19 protein-coding genes are annotated in these 21,206 nt (G+C 64.3%); 13 read left to right on the plus strand and 6 right to left on the minus strand.

The genetic code is table 11. From position 1 onward, the window contains the following. Positions 1–134 precede the first annotated feature (134 nt). The 6 genes from sdhC to ACMC5O_RS00510 all read left to right on the plus strand — a co-directional run bounded on the left by sdhC (position 135) and on the right by ACMC5O_RS00510 (position 5,415). Positions 135–530 carry a succinate dehydrogenase, cytochrome b556 subunit gene (gene sdhC / locus ACMC5O_RS00485; RefSeq protein ID WP_426693081.1) on the plus strand — a complete coding sequence of 132 codons (396 nt, stop codon included), beginning with the start codon at positions 135–137 and terminating at the stop codon, positions 528–530. Then, positions 527–922, plus strand: coding sequence for a succinate dehydrogenase, hydrophobic membrane anchor protein (gene sdhD, locus ACMC5O_RS00490; RefSeq protein ID WP_246444118.1), 396 nt, complete (start codon positions 527–529; stop codon positions 920–922). The genes sdhC and sdhD overlap by 4 nt, the downstream gene beginning before the upstream one ends. Then, positions 919–2,718 (plus strand): succinate dehydrogenase flavoprotein subunit, encoded by a 1,800-nt coding sequence (sdhA, locus tag ACMC5O_RS00495; protein WP_426693082.1) that lies wholly within the window; start codon positions 919–921, stop codon positions 2,716–2,718. Before sdhD ends, sdhA begins: the two co-directional genes overlap by 4 nt. Beyond that, a complete protein-coding gene (locus tag ACMC5O_RS00500; protein WP_187708154.1) occupies positions 2,715–2,990 on the plus strand; it encodes a hypothetical protein in 276 nt (91 codons plus the stop codon). Before sdhA ends, ACMC5O_RS00500 begins: the two co-directional genes overlap by 4 nt. Before the next feature lie 95 nt (positions 2,991–3,085). After that, on the plus strand, positions 3,086–4,477 hold the full coding sequence (gene creD, locus ACMC5O_RS00505) for a cell envelope integrity protein CreD (protein ID WP_426693083.1): 1,392 nt from the start codon (positions 3,086–3,088) through the stop codon (positions 4,475–4,477). 41 nt (positions 4,478–4,518) lie between these two features. Then, positions 4,519–5,415: an LOG family protein gene (locus tag ACMC5O_RS00510; protein ID WP_426693084.1), complete on the plus strand. Its 897-nt coding sequence runs from the start codon at positions 4,519–4,521 to the stop codon at positions 5,413–5,415. A gap of 19 nt (positions 5,416–5,434) precedes the next feature. Here the strand turns inward: ACMC5O_RS00510 and ACMC5O_RS00515 are convergent, their stop codons facing one another. The 3 genes from ACMC5O_RS00515 to ACMC5O_RS00525 all read right to left on the minus strand — a co-directional run bounded on the left by ACMC5O_RS00515 (position 5,435) and on the right by ACMC5O_RS00525 (position 7,950). Continuing rightward, positions 5,435–6,103 carry a c-type cytochrome gene (locus ACMC5O_RS00515; RefSeq protein WP_187708152.1) on the minus strand — a complete coding sequence of 223 codons (669 nt, stop codon included), beginning with the start codon at positions 6,101–6,103 and terminating at the stop codon, positions 5,435–5,437. 76 nt (positions 6,104–6,179) lie between these two features. Next, the gene (gene nudC / locus ACMC5O_RS00520; protein ID WP_187708151.1) at positions 6,180–7,025 is read right to left on the minus strand and encodes an NAD(+) diphosphatase; all 846 of its coding nucleotides are present in this window, start codon (positions 7,023–7,025) and stop codon (positions 6,180–6,182) included. Continuing rightward, entirely contained in the window at positions 7,015–7,950 is a 936-nt protein-coding gene (locus ACMC5O_RS00525; protein ID WP_426693085.1) for an A/G-specific adenine glycosylase, read from the minus strand. The genes nudC and ACMC5O_RS00525 overlap by 11 nt, the downstream gene beginning before the upstream one ends. 91 nt (positions 7,951–8,041) lie before the next feature. On the opposite strand from ACMC5O_RS00525, the gene ACMC5O_RS00530 reads away from it, so the two are divergent. The 6 genes from ACMC5O_RS00530 (at position 8,042) to ACMC5O_RS00555 (ending at position 17,068) form a co-directional block, all read left to right on the plus strand. Further along, positions 8,042–8,614: a DUF721 domain-containing protein gene (locus ACMC5O_RS00530; RefSeq protein WP_187708150.1), complete on the plus strand. Its 573-nt coding sequence runs from the start codon at positions 8,042–8,044 to the stop codon at positions 8,612–8,614. A 4-nt stretch (positions 8,615–8,618) separates the two neighbouring features. Beyond that, on the plus strand, positions 8,619–9,371 hold the full coding sequence (locus ACMC5O_RS00535; RefSeq protein ID WP_187708149.1) for a thioredoxin domain-containing protein: 753 nt from the start codon (positions 8,619–8,621) through the stop codon (positions 9,369–9,371). A gap of 27 nt (positions 9,372–9,398) precedes the next feature. Then, a complete protein-coding gene (locus tag ACMC5O_RS00540; RefSeq protein ID WP_187708148.1) occupies positions 9,399–12,815 on the plus strand; it encodes a chromosome segregation SMC family protein in 3,417 nt (1,138 codons plus the stop codon). A 4-nt stretch (positions 12,816–12,819) separates the two neighbouring features. Further along, entirely contained in the window at positions 12,820–13,509 is a 690-nt protein-coding gene (locus ACMC5O_RS00545) for a DJ-1/PfpI family protein (protein ID WP_426693086.1), read from the plus strand. Next, a complete protein-coding gene (locus ACMC5O_RS00550; RefSeq protein ID WP_426693087.1) occupies positions 13,506–14,849 on the plus strand; it encodes a cytochrome P450 in 1,344 nt (447 codons plus the stop codon). The genes ACMC5O_RS00545 and ACMC5O_RS00550 overlap by 4 nt, the downstream gene beginning before the upstream one ends. Positions 14,850–14,947: 98 nt before the next feature. Further along, entirely contained in the window at positions 14,948–17,068 is a 2,121-nt protein-coding gene (locus ACMC5O_RS00555) for a TonB-dependent receptor (protein WP_426693088.1), read from the plus strand. Here ACMC5O_RS00555 and ACMC5O_RS00560 read toward each other — a convergent pair. Further along, complete coding sequence (locus tag ACMC5O_RS00560) at positions 17,065–18,507, minus strand: UdgX family uracil-DNA binding protein (RefSeq protein ID WP_187708142.1); 1,443 nt, start codon at positions 18,505–18,507, stop codon at positions 17,065–17,067. The genes ACMC5O_RS00555 and ACMC5O_RS00560 overlap by 4 nt on opposite strands. Before the next feature lie 100 nt (positions 18,508–18,607). Between ACMC5O_RS00560 and ACMC5O_RS00565 the strand changes: the two genes are divergently transcribed. Beyond that, positions 18,608–19,315 (plus strand): fatty acid desaturase CarF family protein, encoded by a 708-nt coding sequence (locus tag ACMC5O_RS00565; RefSeq protein ID WP_187708141.1) that lies wholly within the window; start codon positions 18,608–18,610, stop codon positions 19,313–19,315. Between the two features lie 4 nt (positions 19,316–19,319). On the opposite strand, the gene ACMC5O_RS00570 is transcribed toward ACMC5O_RS00565, so the two are convergent. Next, entirely contained in the window at positions 19,320–20,564 is a 1,245-nt protein-coding gene (locus tag ACMC5O_RS00570; RefSeq protein WP_187708140.1) for a putative DNA modification/repair radical SAM protein, read from the minus strand. Between the two features lie 102 nt (positions 20,565–20,666). After that, a complete protein-coding gene (locus ACMC5O_RS00575; RefSeq protein WP_187708139.1) occupies positions 20,667–21,035 on the minus strand; it encodes a UrcA family protein in 369 nt (122 codons plus the stop codon). Positions 21,036–21,206: the final 171 nt, after the last annotated feature.

Genomic DNA, 21,206 nt, shown 5'->3' on the forward strand with positions numbered 1-21,206 from the left:
CCGGCAATGGTTAAGGGCGGGTTAGGCCCCTGAACGTGGCTGCCACGAATCTTGCCTCACGCCGGACCCGCGCCTAATCGGGCTTCGACCTTCAGGGCCGGCACGGCCTGCAGACCAACAGGAGAGTAGCCCTCATGGCAGAACAACGCGCGCGGCCGCTGTCGCCGCACCTCGGTATCTGGCGGTGGGGGCCGGGCATGACCGTCTCCATCCTGCATCGGATTACCGGTGGAGCGCTTACCGTGGCCGGCCTGGCGGTGCTGACCTGGTGGCTGCTTTCTTTGGCGAGCGGGAATGAAGCTTATGGCGACTTCAGCGCCATCGCGGGCACCTGGGTCGGCCTTGTCGTCCTGATCGGACTGACCTGGGCCTTCTTCCAGCATCTGCTGTCGGGCGTCCGCCATCTGGTCATGGATACGGGCGCTAACTTCGAGCTCGGTCCCAACAAGACCTTTGCTTTGCTGACGATCATTGGATCCGTCGTCCTGACGGCGGCATTATGGTTCTACATTCTCGGAGTAGTGAAATGAGCCTGGGTGATAGCTCGACCGAGCTTGGCAAGGTCCGTGGCCTCGGCTCCGCGCACGAAGGTGGGGACCATTGGATTTCAGAGAGAGTGACCAGCCTCGCGCTGCTCGTTCTCGGCGTCTGGCTGATTGCTTCGCTGCTGTTCCTGCCGACTCTGGATTATGCGACCGTTCGCGAATGGTTGCGCTCGCCGCTTGGAGCGGTGCCGATGGCATTGTTCGTGATCACGTCCTTTTACCACGGGCTCGAGGGCCTGAAGGTGGTCGTGGACGATTACGTGCACGAGCCGGGAAATAATTTCGCGTTGAACACCCTGTTGCTGTTCGTAGCGGTCGGGGGCGCTGCGTTTGCGCTGTTCGCGCTGGGCCGCATCGCATTTGGAGGCGCAGCTTGAGCGCGTACAAGATCGTCGATCATACTTACGACGTCGTCGTCGTCGGCGCAGGTGGCGCCGGCCTTCGCACCACCATGGGCGCGGCGAACCAGGGACTGAAGACCGCCTGCATCACCAAGGTCTTCCCGACACGCAGCCATACGGTCGCCGCGCAGGGCGGAATCGCCGCCAGCCTCGGCAACATGGGTCCGGACCACTGGACCTGGCACATGTACGACACCGTCAAAGGCTCGGACTGGCTCGGGGACCAGGACGCGATTGAATATCTCTGCCGCGAAGCTCCCGCTGCGGTTATCGAGCTCGAGCATGCGGGCATGCCGTTCAGCCGTAGGGCGGACGGCAAGATCTACCAGCGCGCATTCGGCGGAATGACGCAGAACATGGGTGAAGGGCCGGCCGCGCAGCGGACCTGCGCCGCTGCCGACCGGACCGGCCATGCAATGCTTCACACGCTCTACCAGCAGAGCCTGAAGTATGATGCCGACTTCTTCATAGAATATTTTGCTCTCGACCTGATCATGGAAGGCGGTGAGTGCCGCGGCGTCGTCGCACTGTGCATGGACGACGGTTCCATCCATCGCTTCCGTGCGCAGGCCGTGGTGCTCGCCACCGGCGGTTATGGCCGCACCTATTTTTCCGCCACCTCCGCACACACCTGCACCGGCGACGGCAATGCGATGGTGCTCCGCGCGGGCCTCCCGCTGCAGGACATGGAGTTCGTCCAGTTCCACCCGACCGGAATCTACGGTGCGGGCGTTCTCATCACCGAGGGTGCGCGCGGTGAGGGCGGATACCTGACGAATTCCGAGGGCGAGCGCTTCATGGAGCGCTATGCCCCCAGCGCCAAGGACCTCGCCAGCCGCGACGTCGTGTCACGCTCGATGGCGATGGAAATCCGTGAGGGCAGGGGCGTCGGCGAGAACAAGGACCACATCTTCCTTCACCTCGATCATATCGACGAGAAGATCCTGCACGAGCGGCTTCCGGGAATCACCGAGACCGCGAAGACCTTCGCGGGCGTCGACCTGACTCGGCAACCGATCCCGGTTGTCCCGACGGTCCACTACAACATGGGCGGCATCCCGACGAACTTCCACGGCGAAGTCGTTACCCTGAAGGACGGCAATCCGGACTCTGTCGTCCCCGGCCTGTTCGCAGTCGGCGAAGCGGCCTGCGTTTCCGTGCACGGCGCCAACCGCCTCGGCTCCAACAGTCTGATCGACCTGGTGGTGTTCGGCCGCGCGGCCGGTCTCCGTCTCGGCGAAATCCTCAAGGCGAATGCGGCGCAGAAGGAGCTTCCGAAGGATTCGGCGGACCTTTCGCTGCAGCGGCTCAACCATTTTCGCGAGGCGAAGGGAGATGCGCCGACCGCCGAGATCCGGCTGGAAATGCAGCGCACGATGCAGGCCGACTGCGCAGTGTTTCGGACGGAGCGGACGCTTGCCGAGGGCGTCAGCAAGATCGATGCGGTCTACAGGAAGATGGCGGACGTGCGGGTCAGCGACCGCAGCCTCATCTGGAACAGCGACCTCGTAGAGACGCTCGAGCTCGACAACCTCCTCGCTCAGGCGGTGGTGACGATGCATTGCGCCGAGAATCGCAAGGAAAGCCGCGGCGCGCACATGCACGAAGATTTCCCGGACCGCGACGACAAGAAGTGGATGAAGCACACCGTCGCCTGGTTCGACGGCTGGGGCGGCAAGGGCGGATCGGTGAAGATCGACTATCGCCCGGTCCACGACTTCACGCTTACCGACGACATCAAGTACATCAAGCCGAAGGCGCGCGTGTATTGAACGAGACCCTGCTCTGGCTGCTGTACCTGGTCAGCGCTGCCGTCGCCTTCCTTACAGTCCAGCAACTCGGTTGGCGCATCGTGCCGTCCATGCTTGCCGGCACGGTTGTGACGATCGTCGGCTGGGGCCTGATTTTCCTGCTGACCGCTGAAGACAAGCGACCAGCCTTCTGGCGGCTCGATTTGTCTCTGAACGCAAGCTTCGCCCTGATCTTTGCCGGAGCCGGCGCCGCAATCGCCTTCGCGATGAAACGTAATCAATTCGACCGCTAAGTACCGTTTTCACCAAAGCATCAGGAGTTGCTCAGGCCGCTCAAGGGTGATCAGGTCACAGTTCCAGGCTCGTGATCACCTGATTGGAGGAATACGTGCTGAGAACCGAAGGCGAGCGAACGCCTGGCTTCAAACTATTGCTGGCGATCCTGATCGGCGCTGCATTGTCGATCCCGCTCTTTTCCGTCTGGCTGCTGGTCTACGACCGCCAGACACAATCCGAACAAGCAACGAGCTCGATCACCGAGGGCTGGGGCGGGCCGCAGGCGATGTCGGGCCCGATGCTCGTCATTCCCTATCGCGCGATGACCACCGACACGATCGTCGATCGCGGGCAGAGCATCACCCGCAGCCGCGAGGTCATGCGCGAACTTACGCTTTCGCCGGAGGTGGCCGAGCTTTCGACGACGGTCGCGCCAGAACGTCGCAAGCGCTCCATCTACGAGGCGGTCGTCTATGATGCGAAACTTTCCGGTTCGGCTCGCTTCGCCTTTCCGCCTGACCTTTCGCGCAATGGGGTGAAGATCGAAGACATGGACCTGTCGCGGGCCGAGCTTCGCTTCGGCGTCAGCGACCCGCGTGGCCTGGGCGCCAATCCGCAGGTCATCGTGAACGGCGCTCGCCTTCGCCTCCAGCCGGGCGGCGGAAGCGGAGGGGGGCGCGGCTTCTTTGCCTGGATCGATGCCAGCAGCCTAACCTCCCAGCCAATCGCCGTCCGCTTTCAGTACGAGCTGCGCGGCAATTCGTCGCTGACCTATGCGCCGCAGGCCGGCGAGACCGTCTGGACCGTCCGCTCTGGCTGGCCGCACCCTTCGTTCGGAGGCGATTTCCTTCCCCAGCAGCGAAGCGTCGACACGAAGGGGTTCGAGGCGACCTACCGGATCGGCAACCTCGCGCTCGGAAAGTCGCTCGTCTCCACCGGCGACGCAGGCCAGAGCAATGTCGTCGAGAAGGTACGGCCCGCGACTCCTGACGATTATGTCGCGAGGGATGCAGGCGCTCCGCAGGTGGCGAGCATCAACCTGATCCAGCCGGTCGATCTCTATTCGCAGGTCAACCGGGCGACGAAGTACGGCTTCCTGTTCATCGGCTTCACTTTCCTCGCATTGCTCATGTTCGACGTGATCGGCGGCGTTCGCGTGTCCGCGGTCGAATATCTCCTGATGGGCGCGGCAATCGTCCTGTTCTTCGTACTGCTGCTGGCCTTCGCGGAAGTGATTGGTTTCACCTTCGCTTACATCGTCGCGTCGGCGGCGATCGCGGGACTGAACACCGCCTATTCCGCAGCCGTGCTGAACAGCTGGCGCAGGGCATACTTCATCGGCGGCCTGCTCGTCGGGCTCTATGCGGTCCTTTACGTGCTTCTCAGCCTCGAGGCCTTCTCGTTGCTGATCGGCTCGCTGCTGCTCTTCGCGGCGCTTGCCGGGGTCATGTACGGGACACGCCGGGTCGACTGGAGCGCTCCGCGCAAGCCGGAAGAAGTCTAGCACTTGGGGTTGGGGGCTTGCTCGGCTAAGCCCCCAACCCGATGACTGATCCAGTACCGCCAAAGCGCATTTTTCCGGAGGCAAAGGTCGATGCGAAATCCGCTCGGCACGTGCCCTCCAGCCCACAGACCGAGAGCGAAGCCTACAAGCTCGCGTTCCAAGACATCGACTTCCTGCTTCGCGAGGATCTGCGGCCGGTTCGCTTCCAACTCGAGCTTCTGAAGCCCGAATTGCTGATGAATGAAGCGAAGATCGGATCGACTTTCGTCTTCTACGGGTCGGCGCGAATCCCCGAGCCTTCGCTAGCCGATGCGCTCGTAGCCGGCGCGACCGACGATCGCCAGCGCGCGATCGCGGAGCGGCTGAAAGCCAAATCGCTCTTTTACGACGTTGCCCGCGAGCTTGCGCAGCTCGCCAGCAGCTGCGGCTGCGACGAGGACGGAAAGAGGCACTTCGTCGTCTGTTCGGGTGGAGGACCGTCGGTGATGGAAGCCGCGAACCGCGGCGCGATCGACGTCGGGGCCGAGTTCATCGGCCTCAACATCGTCCTTCCGCACGAGCAGCTTCCGAACCGCTACGTTACCCCGGACCTCAGCTTCCAGTTCCACTACTTCGCGCTTCGGAAGATGCACTTCCTGCTGCGCGCACGCGCGGTTGCCGTTTTCCCGGGCGGGTTCGGCACGTTCGACGAGTTCTTCGAGCTTTTGACCTTGATCCAGACCGGCAAGGTCCGGCCGCTGCCGGTCCTCCTGTTCGGCAAGGAGTTCTGGACGAAAGTCGTGAACTTCGAGGCGCTGGTCGAGGAGGGCGTGATCGCACCGCACGACCTCGACATCTTCCACTGGTGCGAAGATGCAAAGGAAGCGTGGAACTTCGTCGAGAGCTTCTACGAAGAGCATCCGGCGCCGCCACGAGAGCGGACCGGCACACCGGAATAGGCGGCTCGTCGCGCCGTTCTTAGTGGGCCGGAGCGGCTTCCTTGGCGGCCGGTTTGGCTTCCGCGCTGGCTTCCGCAGCCGCGGGTTCCTTGCCGGCTTCGGCGCCAGCCGCCTTGTCGCCAGCGGCCTTTTCGCCGGCGGCGGGCGCAGCAGCTTCGGCCGGTGCGGCTGGAAGCGGGAGCGGGCTGTCGCTGTGGGTATTCAGGAACGCGATCACGTTCGCGCGGTCCTGCGGGTTGCTGAGGCCTGCGAAGGTCATTTTCGTTCCCGGCGCGAACTTCTTCGGGCTCGTCAGCCAGGCGCTCATGTTGTCCCAGTTCCACGTGCCGCCAACGCCCGACAGCGCAGGCGAGAAGGGGAAGCCCTTGCCCTTGCCGACGGGCTCGCCGAGCACGTCCCACAGGTTCGGGCCAAGGGCGTTGGCGCCGCCCTTGTCCGCATTGTGGCACGCCGTGCACTTCTTGAAAACCTGCTCGCCGGCCGCGGGATCCGCGCTCGCGAGATAGAAAGCGATCGGCTTCTCTGCTTCGGCAGCGCCTGCACCTTCCTGAACGACTCCCTCGATCGGATAGCCCATCTCCTCGGGCCGCTCGCTCTTGAAGGTTTCGCCGGCGACGATGGAGGCTCCAAGAGCCACGATTCCGGCAAACAAGGTCCAGCCGGCGATAGTGTTGAAACGGTCGTCCATGGGTCTCCCGACGGCGAATGCCGAGGCTATCTGAATGGAATTTGCGCCGCTCCTTTACGGACGACTCTGCAGTTCATCAAGCCGCGAGCCATTGCTCCAGGAGCGTTCGCGCGATCGCGAAGCGTGGGGGTGGCTGGAAGGTCGCGTCAGGATGGCCTGCGAGCGCCGCCATGACCTCGTCCCGGGTGAACCAGCGGGCATCGTCGAGCTCGGTGGTGTCGATGGTCAGATCGCTGCCGAGTGCTCGGGCGTGGCACCCCAGCATCAGCGACGAGGGAAAAGGCCAGGGCTGGCTTGCAACGTAAGTGACGTCCGCAACCGCGATTCCTGCTTCCTCGTGCAGCTCACGGGCGACTGCCGCCTCGATCGATTCGCCAGGCTCGAGGAAGCCCGCGAGCGCGGAGTAGCGCCCGGGCGGATATTGCGGCTGGCGTCCGAGAAGAAGGCGGCCCTCATGCTCGGCGAGCATAATGACGACCGGGTCGACGCGCGGGAAATGTTGGGCCGAGCATTCGGGACAGCGCCTCGACCATCCGCCGCGCTCGATTTCGGTGCTAGCTCCGCAATTGGCGCAGAATTGATGCCGCGAATGCCACCAGGCGAGGCTGAGGGCGGCCGCGAACAGGGGCGCCTCGTCATCGCGAAGCAGTCCGATCGTATCGAAGGCTGCCCTGGCATTGGCGTGCGGTTGCTCGGTCGCGGAGAAACGGGGAGCGCCGTCCTGAATTCCGAGGAACAAATCTGACGAGGCGGCAGGCTGCCATTCCAGCCTTCCATCTGCCCCGATGGCGGGCAATCCCTCCCGCCACTGAAGCTGCAGGCCATCTTCCCGATTAGCGATCTCGGCAAGCCGGGCCTCGTCGACACGGACCTGGTCCGCGCGATCGATTCCGGGGCCGGAGAAAAAAGGTTCAGGCCGCAAGGGCGCTCCTGGCTTCAAGTACCGAATCGGCGGCGCGGCGGTACAGCGTCGGCAGGCCCGCGTCGACAAGCCGGTCGAGCGGCTGCCACCAGCCTTCGCCTGTTGGGCTGTCGGACGCTACGACCGCCAGCTCGAGGTGAAAGTGCGTGAAGACGTGGGACACGTGGACGAGTGCTGTCTCGGCCGGCGCGGGCTCATCGGTCCAGTCCGGGCCCGGTAGTGCCGCCATTCCACCGAGCATCCCCTTGGCCGGGCGGCGAACCAGCCAGATGCTGCCGCTTCGCTCGATCCAGTGGGCGACACCATATCGTGCTGGGCGGACTGCCTTGCGCTTTGGAGCGGGGAAACGTTCGGGCTCGCCGGAAGCAAAGGCTGAGCAACCGGCGTTCAGCGGGCAAGCGGGGCAGTCGGGTGACTTGGGCCTGCAGATGGTGGCCCCGAGATCCATCATCGCCTGGGCAAAGTCCCCCGCGCGTTCCACCGGGGTCATCATGTCCAGAAGTTCACGGAGGCGCGGCTTGCTTTCGGCGATGGGGGCTTCGATCGCGTGCAACCGCGCGACCACCCGCTCGACGTTGGTATCCATGACCAGCGCGCGCCGTCCGAACGCAATCGCAGCGATAGCGGCTGCCGTATAGGCCCCGATCCCCGGCAGCTGCCGAAGCTGTTCCTCCGTGTCGGGGAACCCGCCGCGAGCTGCCACTTCCCGAGCACAGGCGATCAGGTTGCGGGCGCGGGCGTAATAGCCGAGGCCCGCCCATTCGGAGAGCACGTGCTCGTCTCTTGCGCCAGCCAGCGCCTCGACGGTCGGCCATCGCGCAATGAACCGTTCGAACCTCGGCGTGACTGCCGCGACCGTAGTCTGCTGGAGCATCACCTCGCTTAACCAGACGCGATAAGGGTCCGGCGCCGTCTCTCCCGGCATTGCCCGCCACGGAAGCCGCCGGGCGTTATCCACATAATGTTGGAGCAAGCGGTTGGCGGGCACACTTTCCCTATGGCATGACCTCCTTGAGATGGCGAAGCCAAAGTCTCCAACGACGAAGCGGAAAGCCGGCGCCGAAGATGCACCGCGCTCCGGCCGTGCGCGCGCGGCCGGCGAACTTGTCGGCGAGATCGGCGGAGTGGCGTTCCGCCGCTTCGGCTTCGTCCAGAGCGCAATCGTCAGCCGCTGGAGCGAAATCGTTGGCGAGCGCTATGCCCGGGTTTCATCACCCGAATCGATCAGATTCCCGACCGGCAAGAAATCAGGCGGCGTCCTGACGCTGCTGGTCGAAGGCGCCCATTCACCTCTGCTTCAGCATCTCGCGCCACTGATCATCGAGCGCGTGAACCGTTTCTTTGGATATCAGGCCATCGACAGGGTCGTGTTCCGTCAGGGAAGGCCGTTGGCGCGCTCTCCAAAACCAGAACGGCCGCAATCAAGCCCTGTTTCCAAAGAGCTTGGTGAGGGACTTCGCCAGATTGCCGACCCGGAGCTTCGCGCCTGTCTCGAATCGCTTGCCGGAAAAATTGTGTCTACAAGCGGCACGCCGACGGTCGATGGACCCGACGACAATCCCATACCCATTACGTTTCGGAGTGTATGATCTGATGAAGCCAGCCTACGTCCTGCTCGCCGCAACGGCGATCTTCGCAAGCGCGGCCTGCAATGCCGAAAAGGGATCGACGACGAAGACCGACTCCGGGCCGATCGAAGCCGTCGCCGCCCCGAATGGTGGCGACTGGACCAAGATGGTCGTTCGCACGCCCGAAGGTGGGTTCCTGATGGGCAACCCCAAGGCAGACGTGAAGCTCATCGAGTTCGGCTCGATGACCTGCCCGCACTGTGCCGAATTCGAGGAGAAGGGCGGCGAACCGCTCATCAACAATTACGTGAAGAGCGGCCGGGTCAGCTACGAATTCCGCAATTTCGTCCGCGATCCTTTCGACCTTACGGCGGCGCTCATCGCTCGCTGCGGCGGTCCGGACCGCTTCTTCCCGGTAACTCGCGCTCTCTATACCAATCAGCGTGAATGGACGGGCAAGCTGCAGGAAGTGCCGAAGGAGCAGTTCGAGGCGCTGCAGAACGTCGGCCCGGAAAAGCAGTTCACGGAAATTGCCAAGCTCGCCGGCCTCGTGCCGTGGGCGGCCCAGCGCGGTATTCCGTCGGCGAAGAGCAATGTCTGCCTGGCGGACCAAAACGAGATCAACTTGCTGGTCCAGATGAACGGCGACGCGACCTCGCAATTCCCCGAATTCAGCGGCACGCCGAGCTTCGTCATCAACGGCAAGCTCCTCCAGCAGACCGCGACCTGGGACAAGCTTGAACCGCAACTCCGCGACGCCCTCGGCGAACGCGGATAGCGGCCATGTGAGGGTGGGGGAGACAAGTTGCGCATCCGCCGGCTGAAACTCAGCGGGTTCAAGAGCTTCGTCGAAGCGTCGGAGCTAAGGATCGAACCGGGGCTCACCGGAGTCGTCGGTCCGAACGGATGCGGCAAGTCCAACCTCCTCGAAGCCATTCGCTGGGTGATGGGCGAAGGCAGCCCGAAGTCGCTTCGCGGCGGCGGGATGGACGACGTCATCTTCGCCGGCACCGCGACGCGGCCGCAGCGCGACTTCGCCGAAGTCTCGATCCTCCTCGAGCGTCAGCACGGCGATGAAGGGCAGGCGGGCGAGAGCGAGGTCACCCGGCGGATCGAGCGGGGCACCGGCTCGGCCTACCGGATCGATGGTCGCGACGTCCGCGCCAAGGATGTCTCCCTGCTGTTCGCCGACGCGGCGACTGGCGCGCACTCTCCGGCGCTGGTCAGTCAGGGCAAGGTCGGCTCGATCATCGCGGCCAAGCCGACCGAGCGGAGGCTTTTGCTCGAGGAAGCCGCTGGCATTTCCGGCCTTCATGCCCGCCGCAAGGACGCCGAGCAGAAACTTCGTGCGACCGAGGCGAATCTTACGAGGCTGGCCGAGCTTCTGTCGGATCAGGAGCAGCGCGCTGCGCAACTGAGGCGGCAGGCGCGCGCGGCCGAGCGTTATCGCCAGCTGTCGGACAAGATCCGCTCGGCTGAGGCTCGGCTGGTTCACGCCCGCTGGGTCGAGGCGGATTTGGCAGCGACCGCAGCGACGCAAGAGGCGCGGGAAGCCGAAGGGCAGGTCTCGGCGCTGCAGGGCGCGATGGCGAACGCGCAGCAGGCGCAGGATCAGGCCGCGGCGCTTCTCAACCAGCGCCGTCACGAACTGGCGGAAGCGCGCGAACGCGCGACCGAGCTTGCGCATGAGCTGGCGACGACCCGCGCGCGGCGAGACACGGTCGTTCGGAGGCTTGCCGAGCTCGACCGGTTGGATGCCTCGCTTGCGTCGGATGTCGAGCGCGAGGAGGCGCTTCGTCACGACGCCGAGGCTCGGATCGCCGAGCTGGACGCCGAGCGTGCGGCAATCGATCACCGCCTGTCCGATGATGAAGCGCAGTCGGCCCGGATTGGGCGTGAGCTCGCCGATCTCGAAACCAAATCGCGCGAAGCCGAGGCGGCTCTTGCCGACCTCCTGACCCGCCAGGCCGCGATGCGAGCCGAGCGCCGGGTTGCCGAAGCTGCCCTCGAGGCCGCGCGAGCGCAGCTTCAAAGGACCGAGCAGGAAAAGCAGCGGCTTGCTTCGCAGCTAGAGGCGCTCGGCTCGGGATCAGCCGAGCAGTCGGCACGCGACGAGGCCCTGAAACGCGCAGAGGCCGCGAAAAGGTCGCAGGCAAATACCGAGCAGAAGCTCGAGGCCGCCGAACGCGAACGCGCAACCGCCGCCGAGCGCCGCGATTCTTCGGAGAGCGACCTGGCGGCGGCACGCGCCGCGCTATCCGCAGCGAAGGCAGAGGCTCAGGCGCTGGAGCGGGCGCTCCAGCATGGCGGTGGCTCGGCTATCGAAAGCCTGTCGGCGGATTCGGGCTATGAGCGGGCCTTGGCCGCGGCACTCGGCGAAGATGCCGATGCGGCGATCGGCGGAGGCGGCCCGAGGCGGTGGACCGGAAGCGAGGCTATGGCGAGCGATCCATCGCTCCCCTCCGGCGTGGAGCCGCTGATCGATCATGTCCGGGCGCCCGCGCAGCTTCTTCGGCGCCTTCGTCAGATCGGCGTGGCAGATGAAGATAAGGGCCAGCAGCTTGCAGTCGGCCAGCGGCTCGTAACGCTGGAGGGCGGGCTGCGCCGGTGGGACGGTTTTGTCTCGACCGGCTCCGGTGCGGCCGCGGCTGAGCGCCTGATCCGCGCGAACAGGCTGGCCGAGTTGCAAAAGCAGCTTCCGGGCTTGGAGAAGGCGGTCGACACGGCTTCGGCAGAGCGCGACCAGGCGGCTCGCGATGTCGAACGCTGGCGCACCGAGGGTGACGAGCAGCGTAAAGCTGCCTCCGCTGCCGAGCGCGACGGCCGCGAGGCGGATCGCGCAGCCGACGCCGCGGCCGCTGCGATCGATCGGCTGAACGACCAGCGCGAAGCTATTTCGCAGCGCGCGGAAGACTTGAAGCCGGTAGCCGAAGCTTCGGCCGAAGCACTCCGCGCTGCTGAAGCGGTCATCGCTGGATTGCCCGATCCGGCGGCGCTTGAAGCCGATGTCGAAAGTGCGCGGTCGCGGGCGTCGGGCGCGGGATCGGCCGTCGCCGACAAGCGTGCCGAAGCCGCGACGCGTGCGCGCGAGACTGCCGCAGCGCGGGAACGTCACGGAACTGCGGGCCGTGAGCAGGAGGAATGGCGCAAGCGTCACGCCGACGCGAAACGCCGCCTCGCCTTGGCCGTCGAACGCCAGTGCCAGCAAAGCGCCGAGCGCGAGCAACTCAGCCAGGAACCCGCGCGCCTCGACGAGGCGATCGGCGAATTGGAGAATCGCTCCGGCGAGTGCGGCCGCCTGACCTCCGCCGCTGCGGAGGCCGAGCGTGCTGCGGAGGGCGAAGTCGCCAAGGCGGCTTCGGCCTTTGCGACCGCCAACGAATCTCTGTCTGCTGCTCGCGAACGCCGCGCCGCGGCCTCGGCGCGGGCAGAAGCGCAAGAAGCGCGCCGCACGGAATATGGCCGCGTCTGCTTCGAGCGTTTCGAGTGCATTCCTCAGCGGCTACCCGAGAAGCTTGGCTTCGACGAAAACGAAGTGGTCGATGCGGACGCGCAATCGGCGCTGCTAGAACGCCTGACCACCGAGCGCGAACGGATCGGCCCGGTCAACCTCGTTGCCGAGCAGGAGCTGGCCGAGTTAGACGAGGCCCGGGTGAAGGGTGCCGAGGAAGCAGAGGAACTGACTCAGGCGATTCATCGCCTGCGCGGGTCCATCGGCAATCTCAATCGCGAAGGCCGGGTGCGGCTGCTCGACGCATACCGCGAGGTCGACACGCATTTCCGCGACCTGTTCACGACCTTGTTCAATGGTGGGCAGGCGCATCTCGAATTGGTCGAAAGCGACGATCCGCTGGAGGCGGGACTGGAGATCATGGCGCAGCCTCCTGGCAAGCGCCTCTCGACCCTCACCCTGCTGTCAGGCGGCGAGCAGGCGCTCACGGCCGTTGCGCTGATCTTCGCTTTGTTCCTGACCAATCCTGCGCCTATCTGCGTGCTGGACGAAGTCGACGCGCCGCTGGACGACGCGAACGTCGAGCGGTTCTGCGACCTGCTCGACCGCATGACCCGCGAGACGGACACGCGCTACCTGATCGTGACTCACAACGCAGTGACGATGAGCCGAATGCATCGGCTCTACGGCGTGACCATGATCGAGAAAGGCGTCAGCAGGCTGGTTTCTGTCGACCTCGGTGGCGCGGAGACGCTTCTCGCTGCAGAATAGGGGTATGAAGCCCACACGCGTTGTCTTCCTCGTCTTTCCCAACGTCACGCAGCTCGACCTTACCGGTCCGGCGCAGGTGCTTTCGCGCCTACCAAATGCGAAGGTCGATCTCGTTTGGAAGTCGCTCGATCCGGTCCAGACCGACAGCGGCTTTGCACTGCTTCCGACGGGAACGCTCGACGAGGTGACCGAAGCGGACATTCTCTGCATCCCCGGCGGCTTCGGCTGCGTCGATGTCATGCACGATGACGACGCGCTTGCCTGGGTCTGGAGCGTCGGCGAACGGGCGCAATGGATGACGAGCGTGTGCACTGGTTCGCTGATCCTCGGTGCGGCCGGACTGCTCGAAGGCTATCGTGCGACGTCTCATTGGGCATGGCGCGACTATCTCAAGCTGTTTGGGGCGGAGCCGGTCGCGGAGCGCGTCGTGTTCGACCGCAACCGGGTCACGGGCGGCGGAGTGACGGCCGGGATCGATTTCGCATTGGCACTCACCGCGCAGATCGAGGGAGAGGATTACGCACGCGCGATCCAGCTGGGGCTCGAGTACGATCCGCATCCGCCGTTCGATTCCGGCACTCCGTCCAAGGCGGGTGAACAGCTCGTGAAACAAGTCTACGAGCGCTCGGATCGCATGGCGCCCGACAGGGAGGAGCGCGTCCGCGCCGCTGCGGAGCGCTTGGCAGGCCGGTGACAAAGCTCTGGGTCCCGCCGCATCCTCCACGCCGGCCGAAGCCCGTTCCGACCTGGCGCGGCTTCCTGGGGGAACGGGCGCGGACCGCGGTGTACGGCTGGTCCCAGCTCGCCTTCCAGAACTGGTATTTCAAGCGCAACATCCTGGGCCACACGGTGCATGTTGTCCTGCAACCCGACTGGGTGCAGCGCGTGCTGCTCGACAACGCGTCGAACTACGAGAAGCCGAAGCTGGTGAAGCGCATCCTCGGGCCGACGATCGGGCGGGGCCTTCTGACGTCGGAGGGCGAGCTTTGGCGCGCCCAGCGCAAGATTGTTGCGGCGAGCTTCACACCACCCGCGGTGGACGCGCTCATGCCTTTGTTCGGCGAAGTCGGGCAGGACATTGCGCAGTCATGGCAGGCCGGCACGCGCGACATGGCCGTCGAAGCGACCTCGGCGACGATGCGGGTGATCGCCACGGCTTTGTTCAGCGGCGACCCTCGGCTCACGACGCCAGAGGCGATGGACCATATCACCGCCGCCATGGAGGGCGTCGGCGAAGCCCGGATCCAGGCGTTGCTGGGCATGCCACTGATCCCGGTAACTCGAAAGGGGCGGCGGGGCCGGGCAGGGCAGCAGTTCCTGCGTTCGACGCTGGGCGCGATCGTGCGCGAGCGGCTCGGTAGCGACGCGCCGGACGATTTCGTCACGGCAATGATCCGGGCGCTGCTCGACCAATTCCCGCGTGAGGAAGCGATCGAGTTGGCGATCGACAACGCTGCAACCTTCTATCTCGCCGGCCACGAGACGACGGCCAACCTGACGAGCTGGACCTTGTTTGTCCTTAGCGAACAGCCGGAATTGCAGGAGCGGGTCGCCAAGGAGGCGCGGTCGGCCCTGGAGAATGGGGTCGATGCGGGTCTTTCGGATCGGCTGCCATTCCTTCGGGCGGTCGTGGACGAAACGCTCCGCCTCTATCCGCCCGTTCCGCGCTTCGATCGCGAGGCGGTCGGGCCAGACATGCTCGGAGAGCATGAAGTGAATTCTGGCGACCTGGTGTCCATTTGGCCGTGGATCATTCAGCGTCACAGGAACCTGTGGGACGAGCCTGATGCGTTCGATCCCGATCGGTTTGCTGGTCGCAGGCAGGAACGGCACCGTTTCCAGTATCTGCCGTTCGGCGCTGGCCCGCGCACTTGCGTCGGCGCTCGCTTCGCAATGGCTGAAGCGCTGACGATCCTCGCGACGTGGCTCAGCCAGTGGAGATTCGCCCCCGTCCCTGGAAGAAAGGTGCGTCCGTCCGGAATGGTCACTCTGCGCCAGGAAGGTGGTCTTCCGCTTATGCTATCGACGCGCTGAACGAATTCAGGGGTTTATCGGGAAGCTTGATCGGACAGTTCGGCAAGCGCCAGTTCTGCTATTGCGAATGACTATCAATAACGATAGTAGCCGTCCGCATGAAGGGGCTCACCACTGTATCGTTCGCCGCCGCATTGTTGGCAGGCATGTCTTCTCCAGCGTTTGCCGCGGCGGATTTGTCCGAAGGGGCTGGGTCCGAGGCGACGTCGGCGGCGGCTGCCGAAGCGGCCGACCAGGCGATCATCGTCACGGGCCAGCGCAGCGAATATGGCGCGCGAGACACGAGCACGGCTACCAAGACCAACACCAACATCCGCAACATCCCGCAGGCGCTGACGGTCATCTCGGAGAAGCAGATCGAGGACCAGTCGATCCGCTCCGTCGCGGAGCTGCTGACATTCGTTCCCGGCGCCACTCCAGGGACTGGCGAGAGCAATCGCGACCAGTTCACCTTGCGCGGCAACAACTCGACCGCCGACTTCTTCATCGACGGCGTCCGTGACGACGCGCAATATTTCCGCGACTTCTACAACGTCGATCGCGTCGAGGTGTTGAAGGGCCCGAACGCGATGATCTTCGGACGCGGCGGTGGCGGTGGGGTCGTCAACCGCGTCCTGAAGCGCGCGACTTTTGGCGATTATCGCGAGGCGCTGACCTCGACAGACAGCTTCGGGGGGTTTCGTCTCACCGGCGACGTCGATCAGGGGATCGCCTCCGGTGTCGGGCTCCGGGTCAACGGCCTTTACGAGAATGGCGACAGCTTCCGCCGGCACGTCAACCTCGAACGCTATGGCGTGAACCCTACGCTCGCGTTCCAGGCCGGCCCGAACACCCGCATCGATATCGGCTACGAATATTTCCATGACTACCGGACGTCAGACCGCGGCGTCCCGGCCGACGGCGACCGGCCGATCAAGGGCTTTGACCGGACCTTCTTCGGCGATCCCGAGGACAGCCATTCGAAGGCGAACGTCAACATCGGCACATTCAGTGTCGAGCATGAGCTTGCGGACGGCCTGACGCTCAAGAACCACACGCAATTCGCGGACTACGACAAGTTCTACCAGAACATCTATCCGAGCTCGTTTAGCTCCGCGACGGGACTGGTTACGCTCGGCGCCTACAACAACCGCAACAACCGCCAGAACCTGTTCAGCCAGACGGACCTGGTCTGGGAAAATCGCCTTGGCGGGATCGACCAGACATTGCTGTTCGGCTTCGAGTTCGGGCGGCAGAAGTCCCGCAACCAGCGGATGTCGGGTACCTTCCTGAACGGAAATACGACGCCGATTTCGGATGCGAGCGTCGACAAGAACGTTTCCTTCACTTCGTCTGCGAGCGATGCGAACAACCGCACCCGGGCGACGGTCGCGGCAGTATACGTCCAGGATCAGATCCGCCCCGCCGAATGGCTCGAGATCGTCGCGGGCCTGCGGTTCGACAGTTTCAAGCTATCGGTGAACGACCTGCGCCCTGCGAGCGAAGACTTCAGCCGACGGGACGAGCTCTGGTCGCCGCGCTTCGGGTTGATCCTGAAGCCGCGCGACAATCTGTCACTCTACACCAGCTACAGCCGATCCTATCTGCCGCAATCGGGGGACCAGTTCAGCGGCCTGACCTCGACGACCGCCGACCTGAAGCCAGAACGCTTCGACAATTACGAGCTGGGCGCGAAGTGGGCCCCGATCGACGGTCTGCTCGCCACCGCCGCAATCTATCGGCTCGACCGTACCAACACGCGTGCGATAGACCCGCTTACGCAGCAGACCGTGCTGACAGGCGCCCAGCGAAGCAAGGGCTTAGAGTTGGGTCTCGAGCGCAGCATCAGTGACCGCTGGCAGGTCTCGGCAGGCTATTCCTGGCAGAAGGCGGAGATTACCAAGACGACTGCGTCAGCTCCGGCAGGCCGCGACGTGCCGTTGGTTCCGAAGCACAGTTTCTCGCTCTGGAACCGCTATGATGTCTCGGACACGATCGGTCTCGGGCTTGGCGTGATTGCCCGGTCGAAGTCCTATGCTTCGATCAGCAACAACGTGAAGCTGCCGGGCTACGCACGGGTCGACGCTGCCGCCTATTACAAGCTGATGCTGGGCATCGAGGCGCAGATCAACGTCGAGAACATCTTCGGGGCCGACTATTTCCCGACCGCCCACAGCGACAACAACATCGCTCCCGGCGGACCGCGAGCGATCAAGGCACAGTTGAGGTTCGGCTTCTAGGAAGCCAGCTCCGCCGCGCGATCGCGGACGCGTTTGAGGTCGTCGACGAACTTCGCCCGTTCTTCGCGCTTACGGTCCGGTTCGGGGATGCGGAGCAGGAAGCTCGGGTGGACGGTCACCCAGCATTCGCCGCCGTCCGGAAGCGCAATGGGCGAGCCGCGCACGCGGCTGATCGTGACGACCTTGTCGAGGATCGAGCGGGCAGCGGTCGCTCCCAACGCGACGGTGACCGGCGGGCGGATCAGCGAGCGCTCCTGGTCGATCCACCAGCGGCAAGCTTCGATCTCGCCCGCATTGGGTTTGCTGTGGATGCGTTTCTTGCCGCGCTGCTCGAACTTGAAATGCTTGACCGCATTGGTGACGTAGACTTCCGAACGCGGGATCCCTGCTCTCTCCAAGGCCTCGTCAAAAACCTGGCCGGCCGGTCCGACGAACGGGCGTCCGGCGACGTCCTCCTGGTCCCCGGGCTGCTCGCCCACGAACATGATGGACGCGTCGAGCGGGCCCTCGCCGAACACTGTCTGGTTGGCGCGCTTGTAGAGGTCGCATCGGGTGCACCCGCGCGCCTCCTTGAACAGGGCCTCCCAGGACTTGCGCAGGTTTCCGCCTGGCTCAATCCGCCGTTCCGCTTCCAGCGCTTCTCTGAGGCCTTCCTTGGCCGCTGCCCGGTCGATCATTTCCAACTCCCGATTGCGAGCGCTCGCAATCAAAGGCTGAACGAGTGAGGTCTCCGGCATGTTGCGCCAGTATTTCTTCGGCATCTCCTTCAGCATTGCGCCGACCTTCAGGCGTGCCGGATTGAAGATGGAGGCATAATAGGTCGTCCACATCGCCTCGAGCGGATCGCCGCCGGGCGCCTCCGCGCGCGTCGTGCCAGGACCTTCAGAAAGCGTTTCGCCGTCCCAATGGATCGAAAGCTCGGGCGTCAGGATCGACCACCGCATGTTTGTGAAGCGGCGTACGAAGAAGCCGGCGGCGTGCCGGACGATGTGATGGTCGGGCTCGAAGAAGGCGATGAAGCGCGTCATTCCGTCGGGCTGCTCGACCACCCGGAAGCGGACGAAAGCGTGCATTTTGTGCACGTCGCGGCGGACTTCCTTGGCCAAATTCTCGAGCCGGTCGACCAGCGGATCCGCGCGATCTTCCATGGCATGGCGGTTGGAGCGCAATTTCCAGAGCATTGCGTAGAGCAAAGCGAACCGTTCGGGGTCGGTGTGGCAGACGACGCTCTTCGCGAGGTCGATGAAGGGCCGTGGAACGGGAAAGCTGGCGCCGGTCGGCTGCCGAGCCTCTTTGGCGAAAAGGTCGTCTTCCGATCCGTCCACGCGCCAGACGATTGCGTCCGGCGGGACGCCTGCCTCGGCGAGGTCGCGGGCGGCATCGCGCCAGCCGTCGAAGTCGTCCTCCGAGGCCAGGGTGACGCGATGCGCGTCGATCATGGGTCCTTCTTGCAACACGTCAGACGTTAACCGAGTTAACCGCGGCGAGTTGCGCCCGGTTCGGGTTTCCCAAAGAGTTCAAAGGCTTTAACGCAGAGCAATGATGAAGGCAGCGCCTTGGCCGGTGACGGCCCTGTTCCTGGCGTCGATGGCGTTCAACCTGTGGCTCGCCGGAGCGCCGGACTGGCTGTGGGCTCCGGCTGCTCTCGCCGCCTGGTATGTCGCCGACCTGCTGTCGGGCCTCACGCACATGTACATGGACTACCGACCGTGCACGCCGGGTATTGGCCTCGACCGTCTGTATTTCTACCCGGGGTCGCGTGAATCCGAGGACTATCTCTCTTTGAGGGACAGCATTTGGCGGAAGATCGGGCCACTCGAAAAGCTGGTCTACGATTTCAAGAACCACCATCCGCGGCCAGAGGCCCTGGGCCGACGACCGATGCTGATGCAGATCGGGTCGACCATCATCTTCGTGGCGCTCCCAGCATCGCTTGCGCTCAATCTGACGGCTCTGCTGCTGCCGCTGTCCGGCTGGTTCACGTTCGGAGCGGTCGTCCTGATCATTGGCGGCACGTTCGCCCAATATTTCCACGGCACGCTGCACCGCGAGGACAATCCTGCGATCGTCCGAGCGATGCGGGCTGTCGGCCTGTTGATGACCCCGCGGGCCCATCAACTCCACCACGACACACTGACCCGCGATTTCGCGACCAACAGCGGCTGGTCGAACCCGGTGATCAATCGGCTGTTTGCCTTCGCCACGCGCCGCCGCTGGCTGACCGATACGGGGCTTATCCCAGAATAGAACTTCAGGCAGCGAACAGTTCCAGCTGCTGCTGTCTTGGCGCGACCAGCGCCTTCAGGTCGGCTCGGTCGGTCATGAGGGTCGGGATCCAATCCGCGGTGGTAATGAAGGGCCGAACCTTGGCGATCGAAAGCGTCAGTCGTGCAACATCGGCGAGCCGAAGATTCCGCCAGCGCCGCGAGGACAGGATCCGGTCGACCGCCTTGGTGCCAAGGCCGGGCACACGCAGAAGCTGTTCCTTCGGTGCCCGGTTTACGTCTACCGGGAAGCTCTCCCGGAACTTGAGCGCCCAGGCGAGCTTGGGATCGATGTCCAACGGAAGCATGCCACTTGCGTCGGCGGCGCCTGCCACCTCCGCCGGCTTGAAGCCGTAGAAGCGCATCAGCCAATCGGACTGGTAAAGCCGATGCTCACGCATCAGCGGCGGGCGCTTCAGTGGAAGCACGGCGCTCGCATCCGGGATCGGTGAAAAGGCCGAATAATAAACGCGCCGCAGTCGGAAGCGGTCGTAGAGCGCGCTCGCCCGAACGATGATGTCGCCGTCGCTGGCCGTGTCGGCACCGACGATCATCTGGGTCGATTGGCCGGCCGGAGCGTAAAGTGGAGCGGACTTGTATTTCGACTTGGCGTCTGCGCCGTCGTCGATGGCTGCGCGCGTGTCCCGCATCGCGCTTTCGATCCGGCCGCCATCCTTTTCAGGCGCAAGGCGCTGAAGCCCGCTTTCGGTGGGAAGCTCGATATTGATCGAAACGCGATCGGCGAAAAGCCCGGCCTGACTCAGCAACTCCGGATCTGCGTCGGGAATGGTCTTGAGGTGGATGTAGCCGCGGAAGTCATGCTCTTCGCGCAGTGACCGCGCGACCTCGACCAGTTGCTCCATTGTATAATTGGACGAGCGGATGATGCCGGAGGAGAGAAACAGTCCTTCGATGTAATTGCGCTTGTAGAACTCGAGCGTGAGTCGGACGACCTCCTCGATGGTGAAGCGCGCCCGTCGGACATTCGAGCTCTTGCGGTTGATGCAATAGGCGCAGTCGAAGATGCAGCTGTTGGTCAGCAGGATCTTTAGCAGGGAGATGCAGCGGCCGTCCGGCGCGTAAGCGTGGCAGATGCCCATCCCCTCCGTCGAGCCCAGCCCCTTGCCGCCGCGGCTGTCGCGTCTTGACGATCCCGAAGACGCACAGGATGCGTCATATTTGGCCGCATCGGCGAGAATCGCGAGCTTCGACTGCAGGTCCAGTTGGGCCATTCGTTCTCAATATGTTCTAAGACTTCTCCTGTCCATACAGGCGTTTAGCGGTATCGCTCGAGCGTGGCTCCGAGGCGCCGGAGCCACGCCCTGCGCAGCCGGTCAACGCGCCGTCGAGATCGTGATCGCAGCGGCGGCGATGGAAGACGTGCCCGTCGCCCTTTCCACGGCACGAGCGATCTGCGGGCGAGCGTCGCTCCAGGCGACGTTCGAGCATTGCTTCAGGCCGGACTTGAAGGCGAAGCTCCCATTGTCGAAATGGTTCGCCTCAGTGCACACGTCGCCGATCGCGAAGCCGACCCTGTCGTAAAGGGCCGCCTTTCCCGCCGGCGCGGCGAGGTCGAGGTCCGAATAGCTCACATGACGCACGACAAGGTCGGACGGAGCCGTGACGAGCACGGGTCGGTCCTTCGCCGTGGCTGACGCAAATGGCAGGAACAGGCCCGCGGTTGCTACCGAGGCGGCTGCCAACGTGGAAAGAATTCTACTCTTTCGCATTGTTGCCATCCCATCTGTCCGCTTGTGGACGGCGGTGGGATGAACTGCCTTGGTGGGTCCCGCATTGCGATTTCGCCGGAGCCGGAGTCGTTTTCGACCACCGGACCTCGGCTTCGACGAAGCTTCGCTGTCGGTCGATGAAGG

This window comes from Sphingomonas sediminicola, assembly GCF_049991885.1.
Taxonomy (GTDB): Bacteria; Pseudomonadota; Alphaproteobacteria; order Sphingomonadales; family Sphingomonadaceae; genus Sphingomicrobium; species Sphingomicrobium sediminicola.